Source organism: Thalassospira sp. CH_XMU1458 (genome assembly GCF_037027205.1).
Taxonomy (GTDB): Bacteria; Pseudomonadota; Alphaproteobacteria; order Rhodospirillales; family Thalassospiraceae; genus Thalassospira; species Thalassospira tepidiphila.
In genome coordinates, this window is sequence record NZ_JAYMDW010000002.1 from 39,304 (window position 1) to 52,038 (window position 12,735).

General features: G+C 56.9%; 14 protein-coding genes. 6 read left to right on the forward strand and 8 right to left on the reverse strand.

Going from position 1 to position 12,735, the window contains the following annotated elements:
* Nucleotides 1-47 precede the first annotated feature (47 nt).
* The gene (locus WBY09_RS07515) at nucleotides 48-899 is read left to right on the forward strand and encodes a 5'-nucleotidase, lipoprotein e(P4) family (protein WP_336232388.1); all 852 of its coding nucleotides are present in this window, start codon (nucleotides 48-50) and stop codon (nucleotides 897-899) included.
* 57 nt (nucleotides 900-956) lie between these two features.
* Here WBY09_RS07515 and WBY09_RS07520 read toward each other — a convergent pair whose 3' ends face one another.
* The 3 genes from WBY09_RS07520 to WBY09_RS07530 all read right to left on the reverse strand — a co-directional run bounded on the left by WBY09_RS07520 (nucleotide 957) and on the right by WBY09_RS07530 (nucleotide 4,189).
* The gene (locus WBY09_RS07520; protein ID WP_286791422.1) at nucleotides 957-1,706 is read right to left on the reverse strand and encodes a DUF4336 domain-containing protein; all 750 of its coding nucleotides are present in this window, start codon (nucleotides 1,704-1,706) and stop codon (nucleotides 957-959) included.
* A 62-nt stretch (nucleotides 1,707-1,768) separates the two neighbouring features.
* Entirely contained in the window at nucleotides 1,769-3,181 is a 1,413-nt protein-coding gene (locus tag WBY09_RS07525) for an FAD-binding oxidoreductase (protein WP_286791421.1), read from the reverse strand.
* A 12-nt stretch (nucleotides 3,182-3,193) separates the two neighbouring features.
* Nucleotides 3,194-4,189: an L-threonylcarbamoyladenylate synthase gene (locus WBY09_RS07530; RefSeq protein WP_286791419.1), complete on the reverse strand. Its 996-nt coding sequence runs from the start codon at nucleotides 4,187-4,189 to the stop codon at nucleotides 3,194-3,196.
* A 270-nt stretch (nucleotides 4,190-4,459) separates the two neighbouring features.
* Here WBY09_RS07530 and WBY09_RS07535 point away from each other — a divergent pair, with 270 nt between their 5' ends.
* The gene (locus WBY09_RS07535; RefSeq protein WP_286791416.1) at nucleotides 4,460-5,626 is read left to right on the forward strand and encodes an MFS transporter; all 1,167 of its coding nucleotides are present in this window, start codon (nucleotides 4,460-4,462) and stop codon (nucleotides 5,624-5,626) included.
* A 171-nt stretch (nucleotides 5,627-5,797) separates the two neighbouring features.
* The gene (locus WBY09_RS07540; protein ID WP_336232389.1) at nucleotides 5,798-5,926 is read left to right on the forward strand and encodes a hypothetical protein; all 129 of its coding nucleotides are present in this window, start codon (nucleotides 5,798-5,800) and stop codon (nucleotides 5,924-5,926) included.
* A 28-nt stretch (nucleotides 5,927-5,954) separates the two neighbouring features.
* On the opposite strand, the gene cysQ is transcribed toward WBY09_RS07540, so the two are convergent.
* The 3 genes from cysQ to ftrA form a co-directional block, all read right to left on the reverse strand.
* A complete protein-coding gene (gene cysQ, locus WBY09_RS07545; protein WP_286793002.1) occupies nucleotides 5,955-6,770 on the reverse strand; it encodes a 3'(2'),5'-bisphosphate nucleotidase CysQ in 816 nt (271 codons plus the stop codon).
* 95 nt (nucleotides 6,771-6,865) lie between these two features.
* Complete coding sequence (locus WBY09_RS07550; protein WP_008892232.1) at nucleotides 6,866-7,249, reverse strand: DUF2750 domain-containing protein; 384 nt, start codon at nucleotides 7,247-7,249, stop codon at nucleotides 6,866-6,868.
* 166 nt (nucleotides 7,250-7,415) lie between these two features.
* Nucleotides 7,416-8,474, reverse strand: coding sequence for a transcriptional regulator FtrA (gene ftrA, locus WBY09_RS07555; protein WP_336232393.1), 1,059 nt, complete (start codon nucleotides 8,472-8,474; stop codon nucleotides 7,416-7,418).
* 105 nt (nucleotides 8,475-8,579) lie between these two features.
* On the opposite strand from ftrA, the gene WBY09_RS07560 reads away from it, so the two are divergent.
* Together WBY09_RS07560 and WBY09_RS07565 are read left to right on the forward strand one after the other, a co-directional pair.
* Nucleotides 8,580-8,981 (forward strand): rhodanese-like domain-containing protein, encoded by a 402-nt coding sequence (locus tag WBY09_RS07560; RefSeq protein ID WP_063087068.1) that lies wholly within the window; start codon nucleotides 8,580-8,582, stop codon nucleotides 8,979-8,981.
* Between the two features lie 73 nt (nucleotides 8,982-9,054).
* Nucleotides 9,055-9,558: a GNAT family N-acetyltransferase gene (locus tag WBY09_RS07565; protein ID WP_286793011.1), complete on the forward strand. Its 504-nt coding sequence runs from the start codon at nucleotides 9,055-9,057 to the stop codon at nucleotides 9,556-9,558.
* Here WBY09_RS07565 and amrB read toward each other — a convergent pair.
* Nucleotides 9,517-10,980 (reverse strand): AmmeMemoRadiSam system protein B, encoded by a 1,464-nt coding sequence (gene amrB / locus WBY09_RS07570; RefSeq protein WP_286793015.1) that lies wholly within the window; start codon nucleotides 10,978-10,980, stop codon nucleotides 9,517-9,519. The genes WBY09_RS07565 and amrB overlap by 42 nt on opposite strands.
* Complete coding sequence (locus WBY09_RS07575; protein WP_064780535.1) at nucleotides 10,977-11,483, reverse strand: hypothetical protein; 507 nt, start codon at nucleotides 11,481-11,483, stop codon at nucleotides 10,977-10,979. Before WBY09_RS07575 ends, amrB begins: the two co-directional genes overlap by 4 nt.
* 117 nt (nucleotides 11,484-11,600) lie before the next feature.
* Here WBY09_RS07575 and amrS point away from each other — a divergent pair, with 117 nt between their 5' ends.
* Nucleotides 11,601-12,698 (forward strand): AmmeMemoRadiSam system radical SAM enzyme, encoded by a 1,098-nt coding sequence (gene amrS / locus WBY09_RS07580; protein ID WP_197145312.1) that lies wholly within the window; start codon nucleotides 11,601-11,603, stop codon nucleotides 12,696-12,698.
* Nucleotides 12,699-12,735 lie beyond the last annotated feature (37 nt).

Sequence of the window (12,735 nt, forward strand, 5' to 3'; positions counted from 1 at the left end):
TGCATGGTCAGACGCAATGCGTCGGGAAATCAACAGGGAGACTACACATGACCTTTATCGCAAAATCATTTGGCGTTGCTGCCATTGTTGCGACCAGTGCGCTTTGCGCATTCGGCGCACAGGCCGAGCCGGAACAGAATGACGGCCTGAACGGCACGCTGTGGCTGCAGACCTCGGTCGAATACAAAACGACCGCCATGTCGGTCTATGCCGGTGCGACCCGTTTGCTCGATGCCGCCATTGGCGATCACAGCTGGACCGCAGCGCTCGAGCAGGACGGCAACTATATGACCAAGCCACCGGCAGTCATTCTGGACGTTGATGAAACCGTTCTGGATAACTCCGCCTATCAGGCATGGGTTGTCACCGACAAAACCCATTACAGCTCCAAAACCTGGGCAGCCTTTGTGCACGACATGATTTCCACCCCGACCCCGGGCGCGCTGGAATTCACCAAGGCGGCAGCCACCCGCGGTGTTGAAGTCTTCTATGTTTCGAACCGCAAGGCACCGGAAGAAGAACCCACCATCGAAAACCTCAAGAAATATGGCTTCCCATACGCGGATGAAAAGCATGTCATGCTGCGCGGCGAAGTCGAAGAATGGGGCTCTAACAAAACCCCGCGCCGGGCTGCTGTGGCCGAAGACTATCGCGTGATCATGCAGTTTGGTGACAATTTCGGTGACTTCACTGATGAAATCGATGGCTCGATTGCTGAACGTCTCGAAGTCATGGAAAAATACGGCAATTACTGGGGCGAACGCTGGTTCATGCTGCCCAACCCGAGCTACGGTTCCTGGGAAGAAGCAGCCTTCGGTGGCGATTGGGGCAAGTCCGGCGACGAACGCCGTCAGGACAAACTCAATGCCATGACCCCGTGGGCAGGCCCGGCCGAGTAACCCTTGCCGCGTACTTACGTTAAAGGGCGTCCCGACCGGGGCGCCCTTGCATTTTTACTATTTCAACACCCAGGAAAAGGCGCGCTTAATCTCCGCCACGGCATCGGTGTCATAACAGCGCCCATGCGCCAGAACGACATAGTCTGGGTTCCAGCCAATCATGGTGTGGACTGCCTTGCGCACGCTTTCCCTATACCCGGCAAAGGTCAGGCGCATGTCACGCGGCGTGCTGCCATGCGGGGCCATGGTGCCAAACAGCCTGACCATAAACCGCCAGATCGGGCTTTTGATTTTAGGCGCTTCGAAGTTTTCGATCAGGTCGGTCAGGATCAGGGTTTTGGACGCGGGATGGAAAAACACCGCCTCGTTCAAATAACTGCCGCGCACCAGAACCTGTTTGATCTCACCGGCCCACTCAGACTCCGGCGTATCGGCAAGCTCCGCATCAAAATTGACCGTAATCCCGACCGACTTGGCGCGTTTGATCACACCGGGTGCACAAAACGCCTTTGCATTCGGATAGGTCTTTTGCCAGTCGGGCACACCGGCGTAATGGATGGTGTTGGGCGCAATCAGATAGGCAACCTCGCCCAGCGCATCGACCTCGGCCTTAAGCGTTTCATTGAGCCGGATCGGCGAATGGACAAACAGTTTACCGCTTTGAAGGCGGATAACCGTCATCCGGGTCGGGAAGGGCAGCTTAAGGCCAGCATACTGAAACCCGATCACCGGACCGTCAAAGATCCAGATATTCTCGGCAATCGGTTTGGCGTGATCAAGCGGGGCATAGGTCTCGACAGAGAACATGGGGCGATCTTCCATCTTTTAGGCGGGGGACGCAGGTACGGGCAGGGTGGCGACAGCGGTGATTATACAACCTTGCCCGGATTAAGCCTGCCATCTGGATCAATTGCTGCCTTGATCGCATGCAGCAATTTCAGTTTTTCCACACTGGCATAATGCGCAAGCTCATCGCGCTTAAGCTGCCCGATGCCGTGCTCCGCACTGATCGATCCGCCAAGCTCGGCAACAATGTCGTGAATGACAGTATTCAGGCTTTCCCACTGCGCAAGATAGGCTTGCTTGTCCATGGTGGCGGGCTGGGTGAAGTTGAAATGGATATTGCCATCGCCAACATGGCCAAACGGGCAGGGGCGAATGCCGGGTATCAGCGCATCCGCACTCGCCATGCCGCGCTTCAAAAGATCGGCAACCTTTGAAACCGGCACCGATACATCATGTTTGATCGATCCGCCTTCATAGCCTTGTGCCTCGGGGATGCCTTCGCGGATCGCCCACAGGTTTTTACGCTGTGCCTCGGACTGGGCAAGGGTGGCATCCGTCGCAAGCCCGATCTCAACCGCCTGCGCCAACAGATCGACCAGAAGTGTTTCCAGATCATCCTTCGGGCGCGACGATGTCAGCTCGATCAAGACATGCCAGTTCGTCTTGGTCGCAAGCGGACGCGTCAGGCCCTTAAGATACGTCACCGACAGATCATGGGCAAAACTGCTGATCAGCTCAAACGCCGCAATCGCATCGCCGGTATGGCGGCGCGCAAGTGCAAGCAAGTCAATCGCGCATTCCGGCGACGGCACGGCAATCCAGGCGGTGGCGATGTGTTTTGGCTGGGCATAAAGCTTTAGCGTCGCCTTGGTGATAATGCCAAGCGTGCCCTCCGCGCCGATAAACAGATCACGCAGGTCATAGCCGGTATTGTCCTTGCGAAGCTTGGACAAGCCGTTCCACACCGTGCCATCGGGCAATACGACCTCAAGCCCAAGGCAGAGATCACGCGCATTGCCGTATCGAATAACGTTCAATCCCCCGGCATTGGTCGCAAGATTGCCACCGATCTGACATGTGCCCTCGGCGCCCAGCGAGAGCGGGAAAAGCAGATCTTGTTCTGCAGCCGCTTCCTGAATGGTTTGCAGGATCGCACCGGCTTCGACCGTGGCGGTAAAATCACGCTCGTCAATCTCGATGACGCGGTTCATGCGCTTAAGGTTGATCAGGACCTGTTTGCTATCGGCAACCGTCCCGCCACAGCGTCCGGTATTGCCGCCTTGCGGGACAATCGCGATGTCATGGGCGGCACAAATGGCAACTGCCTTGGCGACTTCCTCGGTACTGGCCGGAAACAGGATGATTTCGGCATGGCCTTCAAACTTGCCACGCGCCTCAGCATTATGGGCGGCCAGAACGTCGCTTTCCATGCTGAAACCCTTGGGGCCCAGCAGGTCCTTTAATTCATCAAGTGCGGCTTCTGGCAGGAACGACATGGCGCTGTTCCTTTACGTGGCATCATGTGGCGCGCGCGGGGCGCTCGCGCGTTTCAGACGGTCATTGATCGCAATGCCAAGTCCTTTGTCCGGGATCGGTGCAATCGCAATTCCGGCAAAGTGGCTCTGATCGGCTTCATGCAGCTTGGCAAAAAGATTGGCGGCGGCCTCGATATCATTGCCCGATTTCGAGAGCCATAACACCGCATCAAACCCCTTGGTATTGCAATCGCCAAAACCGAGCAGGACCTCATGGCCGTACTTGCTCGGATCGGCGGTAGTGGCGTCAAGCCGCACCGGCAGGCCCGGCGCATAATGGCTGGTCATCATGCCGGGGCTTTTGGGCGCGGTGTCATCGCTTTCCGCCATGACAACATCCGTACCCAGCAGTTCCGAAACCTGATCGGCTGTCACCCCGCCGGGGCGCAGCATCACCACCCGATCGGTGGTCAGGTCAATCACCGTACTTTCAAGCCCAACCCCGCACGGCCCGCCATCGAGGATCATGCCAATCGCATTACCCAGCGACTGCGCAACGTGGGCGGCGGTGGTCGGGCTGATCTTGCCAGACCGGTTGGCAGACGGGGCCGCAACCGGGCGGCCCACCGCACGCAACAATTCACGCGCCATCGGATGGGCCGGAACCCGCACGGCAATGCTGGGAAGACCGGCTGTGACCAGATCACAAACATCACTGTCTGCTTGGCGGGGCAGAACCAGTGTCAACGCACCCGGCCAGAATGCCGCGGCCAGCTTATCGGCGCGCGCATCAAATAATGCATGCTTGGCCGCTGCATCGCGGTCGGGGAAATGGCTGATCAGCGGATTAAAGCTTGGCCGGTTCTTGGCGGCATAAATCCCCGCCACCGCATCGGCATTGGTTGCGTCCGCCCCAAGCCCGTACACCGTCTCGGTCGGAAAGGCCACCAGCTCACCGGCGCGCAGCTTCGCTGCTGCCTGACTAAGGGCACCTTCGGAATAGGGACGGATGGTCAAAGCCGGGGACATCAAGCATTCCATGAAAAATATAGCGCTATGAGATACCTAGCGATGATGACCCCGAATGACAAGCTGCAACATCGACAACCGAAAATTGTGCGAATGTGGATTGAAAGCTCTGCTGCTTCGAATTAACGTGGCCACCGACAGGAAGAACTGCGACAAAAACGCGGTTCGCACTTGGTGAGTGTCAAGGCCTGCAAATCCGATTTTCGACCTGTCGCCAGACACCCGTGTCAGGTCCCCGAACGGTGCCAAGCATCGCAAGGAGGGCCTTTCATGCCAGCCAGACTGTTTTTGAAATCAATATCAATCCCGCCTGGAACGGCGATGTCGCTGGGTTTGGTCAATCTTGCCTCCTTTGTGTCGCAAGTGATCCAGATCGGGGTGATCGATACCTTGTTGCCGCTGGCGCTGACCAATGCGGGGCTGGGCGAACAACATGGCGGTATGATGCTGTCGCTGTACTGGATTGCCGATCTGGTTGGCGGATTTTTTGTCGCCGCCATCCTGCGCAAAACCCATCCGGTGATCCCGCTTTTGATCAGCAGCGCGTCATTCTGTCTTTTGATTGCGGTTGTGATGTATGCGCCGCAATCGGTTTGGGTTCTGCCGGCAACACTGTTTGCCGGTGTCGGCCTGATCCTGCGCTGGGTGATCTGTGACGGGCTGATTGTGCAACTGGCACCCCGCGACAAGGTCGGTCGTGTTGTCGGTTTTCACGAAACCCTGATGGGGCTGGGGATCGTTCTTGGCCCCATCCTGATCGGCTGGTTGGGTGATGATGCCTTCGCCATGTCAGGACTGGCGGTGTTGGCAGGCGCGATTGCGCTTGTCTGTGCGTTTTTCCTGCCGACCATCGAAATGGCGTCCACAGGCAAGGGGGCCGGGGCCGCACTGCGGCGCTGGATGGATAACTGGGATCTGGTGGTCATCGCCTTGGTCGCGGGGTTTGTTGAAATCTGCTTTTTGTCGGTTTTACCACTTCAGGCCCAACGCGATACCGGGCTTGCCGACGCCGGTTTGTGGATGGCGGCGGTATTTGTCTTCGGTGGAACCGTGTGTCAGCCGCTGGTGGGTTATATCTCTGACAAGGCCGGGCCAACCAAACTGGCCTCTCTGTGTTTCGGGCTGCTTTTGATCGGGGCTGTGCCAATGGCATTGGCGGGATATGGCGTGATCGCCGCGTCCATCCAGTTCATGCTGGGCGTTGCTGTTGCCGGGCTTTACACCGCGGCTGTCCTGATTGCCGCCAGCGGGCGCGGGCAGGGATATCAGGTCGGCGTGCTGGTGATTGTCTCGCAAAGCTATACGCTGGGCGCGATTGTTGGTCCGTCGGCGGGGACATCGCTTCTGGTGATGGTCGGAAGCTGGGCCTTGCCTGTTTTGGTGCTGGGTGCTGCGGGGCTGTCGATCGGGCTTTTGATGCTGCGTCGTCAGAGCTAGCTACGGGGCTTCGGCAATTAAACACCGCCCCAAAAAGCGCAGAGCCGCCATAAAAATGGCGGCTCCAATTTACGCTCTAGCCCGGTTTCGCCCCGCGGTGGTGAAATCGGACCGCGTCGCCGTGATTCCGGCGGCTATTTACGTCACCTACACTCTGTGTGGCGATAAGGAATGGATAGCGCAAAATGTCCTGAAAGTCAAGAAAACTGCGGGGTGGAGCAGTTTCAAGCTTTCCCGAAAAATGTCGATCTGATCTGTATTGCAACGCGGGATCGGCAAGCTGCTGATGCGGCTTTGTAATTCGCCTTTGATCCCGCTTTGCGAAGGATCAGTTCTCGTATTTGACCGGCACGCTCGGGCTGCGCGCGATGAAGAACGGGTTGCGGAAATCGGCCTTGCCATAAACGAATCCTGATCCGTCCATATTCTCAACCACGCCGCCGGCAGCAAGCAGAACCGCATGGCCCGCCCCGATATCCCATTCCATGGTCGGGCCAAGGCGGGGATAAAGGTCGGCTTCACCGGCCGCGACCAGACAAAGCTTGAGCGAGCTTCCCGCCGGGCGCAGTTCCTTGACCGCAAGGTCGCCCAGAAAGGCCTTCATCGCCTCGGGATCGCCGTGCGATCGCGATCCGACAACGACAACGCCGTCCTCGGGCATGTCGCGCACCGAAATCGCGGTGATTTTGGGGGCAACGTCGCCTTCGATCAGTTTCGCACCATCCGGGCCACCGTAATAAAGCTTGTCGATTGCCGGGGCATAGACCACGCCCAGAACCGGTTTCCCTTTGGCAATCAGGGCCACATTGACCGTGAACTCGCCATTGCGTTTGATGAATTCCTTGGTGCCGTCCAGCGGATCCACCAGCCAGAAGAAATCGGTGTCGCCATTCACATCGGGCACATCGCCCTTGGCGGCACTTTCCTCGGACACGATTTTGATATCGGGAGTAAGCGCGCGAAGCCCTGGCAGGATCACGGCCTCTGCCGCTTCATCGGCCTCGGTCACCGGGCTGGCGTCATCCTTGGCCCGGATTTCGAAATCGGTCTGATAGATTGCCATCATCGCAGCACCTGCCTTGCGGGCAATTTCAATCAGTCCGTTTTCAAGGGCATCGGCATTGGCGGGCAGGGCAACGGTCATGGCACTCTCGTTTCTCGGGATAAAACTAACTATCCCACGGGAATAGGGAATTTTGCCCGTAACGTCCAGTCCGGCCTTATACCGCGTACGTGTTTTCAGCTTTGCGTGCCGAACCGTTCGTCCATGACGTCCTTAAGGGCTGCCATAATATCATCGCTGAGCTGATCAAGGGTGACGACGATGGCCGGTTTGGCCGGGGTCGGGCAGATGCCGGCCATGACCTCTTCGGCGCGCCACTGCATCATCACGCTTTCGGTCAGTTCAACCAGCGTGATCGCACTTGGGACATGGTCGCTCTGGATGCTGGCGGCAAAGCTTTGTGCCTCTTCGCGGGTGGCGAAGATCGGACAGTATTTCTCGCCGGTCGCGGTTGTTTGCAGCAACCAGCCATTATGATAAAGCGCCCAAACACCTTCCCATTCGGCGACTTCGTGAATGAAGTCGGCGTAGCGCGTGTCAATCTGTGTGCTGCTTGCCATCATCTTTAATCCTGTTGGTTCCAAAAGCCGTGCGGGCGGATATTCTTCGATAAAGCCCCACACGGGATAAACCGCTTTGCGCGCATATGTGGGGACGTGTGATCCATTGCAAGGCCTGCTTTACGTTTCAGGCGGGGCAGCGACCCTTCTTTTTTTGATGTTGCGATCAAGCCGATTGTCGCAGCTTGAAACGGTTGCGATAGCTCGCCGGTGGCGTTCCGGCGATATCGCGAAAGGCGATACGAAATGTCTCAAGCGATTGAAACCCGCATTGCTCGGCAATATCGACCAGCGCAAGGTCGGTTTCCTCAAGCAGTTTCATCGACCGGATAATACGTTCCCGGCGCAACCATTTCAGTGGCGACAGGCCGGTGCCATCGCGGAACCGGCGCAAGAAAGTGCGCTGGCTCAAACCCGATTGACGCGAAAGGTCATTGATTTCAATCGGCTGATCAAGGTTCTCCCGCGCCCAATCCAGAACGGCGGCAATCGATTTGCCGGGGCGTTCCTGAATAGGGGCCTCGACATATTGCGCCTGTCCGCCATCACGATGCGGCGGCATGACAAGCCGTCTGGCCACGGTATTGGTCACCTGCGCGCCATGGTCGGACCGGATGACATGCAGGCAGGCATCAATCCCCGCACTGCTGCCAGCAGAGGTAATGATGTTGTCGTGATCAACATAAAGCACATCATCGACAATTTCGGTTTCCGGGAACATCGCGCGGAATTTGTCGATATAGCGCCAGTGCGTCGTCGCCCGGCCATTTTGTAAGATCCCGGCATGGGCCAGAACAAACACCCCCGAACAGATCGTGACGATCCGGCATCCGCGTGCATGTGCCTTTAAAATGGCGTCGCGCAGTGCCGGTTCGGGCACCGCATCCGCGCCGCGCCAGCCCGGAATGATGATGGTGTCCGCCTCCTCCAAAAGTTCCATCCCGGCATCAACCGCGACAGAAAAGCCCCCCATGGCCCGAATATGCGGATCAACCCCGGCAATGGAGCACCGATACCACGGGAAATCAAACTCCGGTCGCGGCAGGGAAAAGATCTCAAGCGCGATGCCGAACTCAAAGGTGCAAAGCCCGTCATAGGCCAGAACAACCACATGATGATTGGGCACATGATGATTGGGCACATGATGATTGGGCACATGATGATTGGGCACATGATGATTGGGTTCGTGCGGCTGGGTGTCGGCTTGTTGGGCGCTTTGGGGCATCCGTCGTCACTTTGGCGAAAAATTACTGAATAATGGCATTTTGGTCACTTTTGCAAAATCGGGCAAGGCCTAATATCGGCGTCATCAATTTGATGGAGAACGAACATGACCAGCTACATTAACGAAGTCCCGCCAGCCCCGTCCCACATTGCGCGTGCGCATTTCGACGCCTTGTTGGCGTTTGAAACCGATTGCTGGGATACCCATGCATCGCTTCAGGCGGGTGCGGATGATTTCATTCTCCTCGATGTGCGCTCGCCGGCCCTTTATGAAAGCGGCCATATCGAAGGTGCCTTGAACCTGCCGCATGGCAAGATGACCGAACGCCGCATGGCAGAATATCCGACCGGCAAGACCTTTGTTGTTTATTGCGCAGGCCCGCATTGCAACGGCGCAAACAAGGCGGCCTGTCGTCTGTCGGCGCTTGGTCTTCCGGTCAAGCTGATGATCGGCGGCATCACCGGCTGGATCGACGAGGGCTTCAGCCTTGTGACCGGCAAGGATTGATGATGATGCCCCGCCGGTGATGACATCCGGCGGGGTATTTCCATTTTGCCGATGTACGAAAAGGTAAACCCGCGTGCCACACGACACTGTCATAAGGCCGGTTCACCCCGGCGATCTGGATGCGCTGATCAATCTGATCGCCGATCATGCGGCCTATGAACGCGCAAGTGTTGACCGGGAAAATCTCCGTTCCGCACTGCCAAAACGTATTTTTGGCGATGCTGCGCGGGCCCTTGTCCTCGTCGCCGATCGGGCGGGCGATTTGATCGGCTATCTGTCTGCCGCGCGCGAATTCTCGACATGGAACGCCGCGGACTATCTGCATATGGATTGTTTGTATCTGGCGCCAACGTGCCGCGGGGACGGGATCGGGGGCCTGCTGATGAAGGCTGCTGCGCGCTATGCCGCCGATCATGACCTTGGCTGGATGGAATGGCAAACACCCGATTGGAACACGGGGGCCATCCGGTTTTATGAACGCCTTGGCGCGGTGGCGAAATCAAAATTCCGCTTTTCTCTGGCGGTCAAAGACCTCTCAGCGGGCGAACCAGAACCCGCTTGCCTGGATATCGCGTGACGATATCCCGCGCGTGATAAACCGCTCGGCCCGCATATTGGCCGACCAGTGATCCATCGGAAGCCCTGCCTTGCGCTTAAGCTGTGCCAAAAAGTCCTTCGGCTCGGGCAACTGATCCCAAACCTGTGGCAGGAACAAGCCCCTGCGATTGCCATCAGACAAAATAATTCCGTCTTCGAACGGCGTCAGTTTGCCGATCAAATCGGCCTCGCTGTCAAACGGGAACGGCGCCGGTGGCGACAGCACTGAAATCGAAAGCTCCAGATCATCAGTGATCTCATCGCGGCCGAGCCCGGCAAAGCGCGGATCGCGGAACGCTGCCTTGAACGCGTTTTCGCACAGATCGGTGGCAAGCGGCGCATGGGCCATGATCGACCCGATACAGCCGCGCAACTGCCCGGCTTTCTTGAGCGTCACAAAACACGCCCCCGGTGCCGCAAGTGCCGGACCAAACTCATTGGGCGAAACCGAAAGCGGTGCCCCGGTCTCAAGCCCATGCAGGATCGATTGCCGACACAGGCCCAGCATCTCCGCCCCATGCGTCTTGATCAGATGTTCGGTCGCCTTGGTAAAATCATCCTCGCCGTCGCCCTGCATATTCGCAGCCTTCGCGTCATAAACCGCCCAGGCACCATAGCCGACAACGCGCGACTTATCGCCCGTGATATCGCCGGAATTGCGCATGCCAAGGGTCTTGATCTTCATGCCGCGATTGCGTGCCGCAATCAGCATACCCGCGACCGGAAGCGCGCCACAGGCATCGTTTGTATCAATATTCTCGGCATCGAAATTCTCGATCATGGCGCGGGTGCGGTTATCCATCTTTTTCGCGGTGTCATAATCATGAAAATGCGACAGATCCGATGAAATCACGATCAGGGTTTCCGGCCCACCCCAAAGCTTCTCGATCACCTCATGCACCTGACGCGGGCTGCACCGGCTGACCAGAAGCGGCACAATGCCGATGTCCGCACCCTCGCCAAACAGGCGCTGGATAAACGGCAATTCGATCTCAAGCCCATGCTCAAGCGTGTGTGCGTCGTCCAGCATCTGAACATGCGGCAACGCCAATGCCTTTTGCAGCGCCGGCAGGTCGCAGCGCAGATTGCCAAGTGGTGTGGCAAACTGATCGGCGCGCGCCAGCGCAATCCCCTGAAACGCCATGCGATGCGCCGGGCCAATGATCACAATGCGTTTGATGGTATCCTTCAGCGCCCGAACGGTGGCAAAGCCAAGCGCCGCAATCGCACCCGAAAACATCAATCCCGCATGCGGCACAATGATCGCCTTGGGCGGCGCATCCCCCGACACAGCATCCGAATGCAGGGCCGCATCCATCAACCCGTCAATCTCGCTGCGCAAGATATCGGCATCGGCCGGATAAAACGTCCCGGCAACAGCAGGCGGGCGGATGATGGTCATAGCCTTCCTTTGACGTACTTAAAAACCTTTTGAAGCAATGTTTCCGAGGTATGTCGAACACGCGGATTCAAGTTGGTCCAATCGTACCACGTATAGTGATACTCACCCTGATGGACGTGGAACTTATTGCCGCAGCTTGTACATTCGCATTTATAGTCCGCGGTCCAATTTAGGGCGTCTTCTAGTTTATCAGTGATAACAACAAAGCCTTTGTCAGCTTCTTTATTCGGGTTGAAAAACATGTTGTTAGGATAAAGTTCGCATTGGCAACCGGCAGCTTCTTTGATGAATCTTAATTTCTCCAGCGCGAAATTCAGGTGGTAAGAATTGGATAACAAACCAGGGCCACCATCTTTGAAAACGTGTTTTGTCTCTTTTCTTATCTTTTTCAAGTGTTCTGAAATTTTACGGAGCTCATCTTCGTCACGTAACTCCCTAATCGCGTTACTGGCCAACCAAACTTTTTTCGGGTCGCCGGAAAGGAAACTTCCTAAAATATCCAATGTTTTGGTCCGAAGTTATATGGTCATCGCATCAGGAGCTTTCTCTGCTATCTTTTGAAAAAGATAGCGATCAGGACTAGATTTTCAAAGAGGAAGCTTTGCATTGGGAAAAAGCTGATGACTGATCCCGCAATCAACACCGACACCGTGCCCGGACGTTACTGGCACCATCTCGATGATGGCCGCATTCAGTGCGATGTCTGCCCGCGCTTTTGCAAGTTAAAGGACGGGCAGCGGGGCTTGTGTTTTGTCCGGGCCCGGCAAGGCGATCAGATGGTGTTGACGACGTGGGGTCGATCCTCGGGCTTTTGCATTGATCCGATCGAGAAAAAGCCGCTCAATCACTTTTTGCCCGGCACCCCGATCCTGTCGTTTGGCACGGCGGGCTGTAATCTGACCTGCAAGTTCTGCCAGAATTACGAAATCTCCAAAGCGCGCGAGATGGACAAGCTTTCCTCGCTCGCCACCCCTGAAATGATCGCCAAAACCGCCAAGGCGCATGGCTGCTCGGCGGTGGCATTTACCTATAATGATCCGGTGATCTTCCTTGAATATGCCGTCGATGTCGCCATTGCCTGCCGCGAAATGGGCTTGCGCACCGTGGCGGTTACCGCGGGTTACATTGGCGACAAGGCGCGCGAGGAGTTCTTCCGCCACATGGATGCCGCCAATGTCGATCTGAAGGGGTTTACGGATCGCTTTTATCATCAGCTATGCTCGGCGCATCTGGGTGACGTTCTGGAAACGCTTACATATCTGCGCCACGAAACCGGGGTCTGGATGGAACTGACCAACCTTGTCATCCCGGGCGAGAATGATGGCGACGCGGAATTTCACGAAATGACGTCATGGGTGCATGATGAACTTGGCCCCGATGTGCCGATGCATTTTTCGGCCTTTCATCCCGACTGGAAAATGATGGATACGCCCCGCACCCCGCCGGAAACACTGGTGCGTGCGCGCAAGATCGCCATGGAAAACGGCATTCGTTATGCCTATGTCGGCAATGTTCATGACAAAACCCACAGCAGCACCTTTTGCCACGGCTGCGGGGACATCCTGATTGGCCGTGACTGGTATCAGCTTTCTGACTGGAACCTTGATGCGCAGGGGGCTTGCAAAAGCTGTGGTACACATTGTGCCGGTGTGTTTCAGGCCAAACCCGGAGCATGGGGCCCCAAACGCCAACCGGTCCGCTTGATGGCCGGCAACTAAGCAGTCAGAGCCAACAAGACTTCAGCCATAATTCCAC

Bases quoted from the DNA above. Each gene is read 5' to 3' on its own strand.
- WBY09_RS07515 (WP_336232388.1), top strand. From the start codon at position 48: ATGACCTTTATCGCAAAATCATTTGGCGTTGCTGCCATTGTTGCGACC.
- WBY09_RS07520 (WP_286791422.1), bottom strand. From the start codon at position 1,706: ATGTTCTCTGTCGAGACCTATGCCCCGCTTGATCACGCCAAACCGATT.
- WBY09_RS07525 (WP_286791421.1), bottom strand. From the start codon at position 3,181: ATGTCGTTCCTGCCAGAAGCCGCACTTGATGAATTAAAGGACCTGCTG.
- WBY09_RS07530 (WP_286791419.1), bottom strand. From the start codon at position 4,189: ATGTCCCCGGCTTTGACCATCCGTCCCTATTCCGAAGGTGCCCTTAGT.
- WBY09_RS07535 (WP_286791416.1), top strand. From the start codon at position 4,460: ATGCCAGCCAGACTGTTTTTGAAATCAATATCAATCCCGCCTGGAACG.
- WBY09_RS07540 (WP_336232389.1), top strand. From the start codon at position 5,798: ATGGATAGCGCAAAATGTCCTGAAAGTCAAGAAAACTGCGGGGTGGAG.
- cysQ (WP_286793002.1), bottom strand. From the start codon at position 6,770: ATGACCGTTGCCCTGCCCGCCAATGCCGATGCCCTTGAAAACGGACTG.
- WBY09_RS07550 (WP_008892232.1), bottom strand. From the start codon at position 7,249: ATGGCAAGCAGCACACAGATTGACACGCGCTACGCCGACTTCATTCAC.
- ftrA (WP_336232393.1), bottom strand. From the start codon at position 8,474: ATGCCCCAAAGCGCCCAACAAGCCGACACCCAGCCGCACGAACCCAAT.
- WBY09_RS07560 (WP_063087068.1), top strand. From the start codon at position 8,580: ATGACCAGCTACATTAACGAAGTCCCGCCAGCCCCGTCCCACATTGCG.
- amrB (WP_286793015.1), bottom strand. From the start codon at position 10,980: ATGACCATCATCCGCCCGCCTGCTGTTGCCGGGACGTTTTATCCGGCC.
- amrS (WP_197145312.1), top strand. From the start codon at position 11,601: ATGACTGATCCCGCAATCAACACCGACACCGTGCCCGGACGTTACTGG.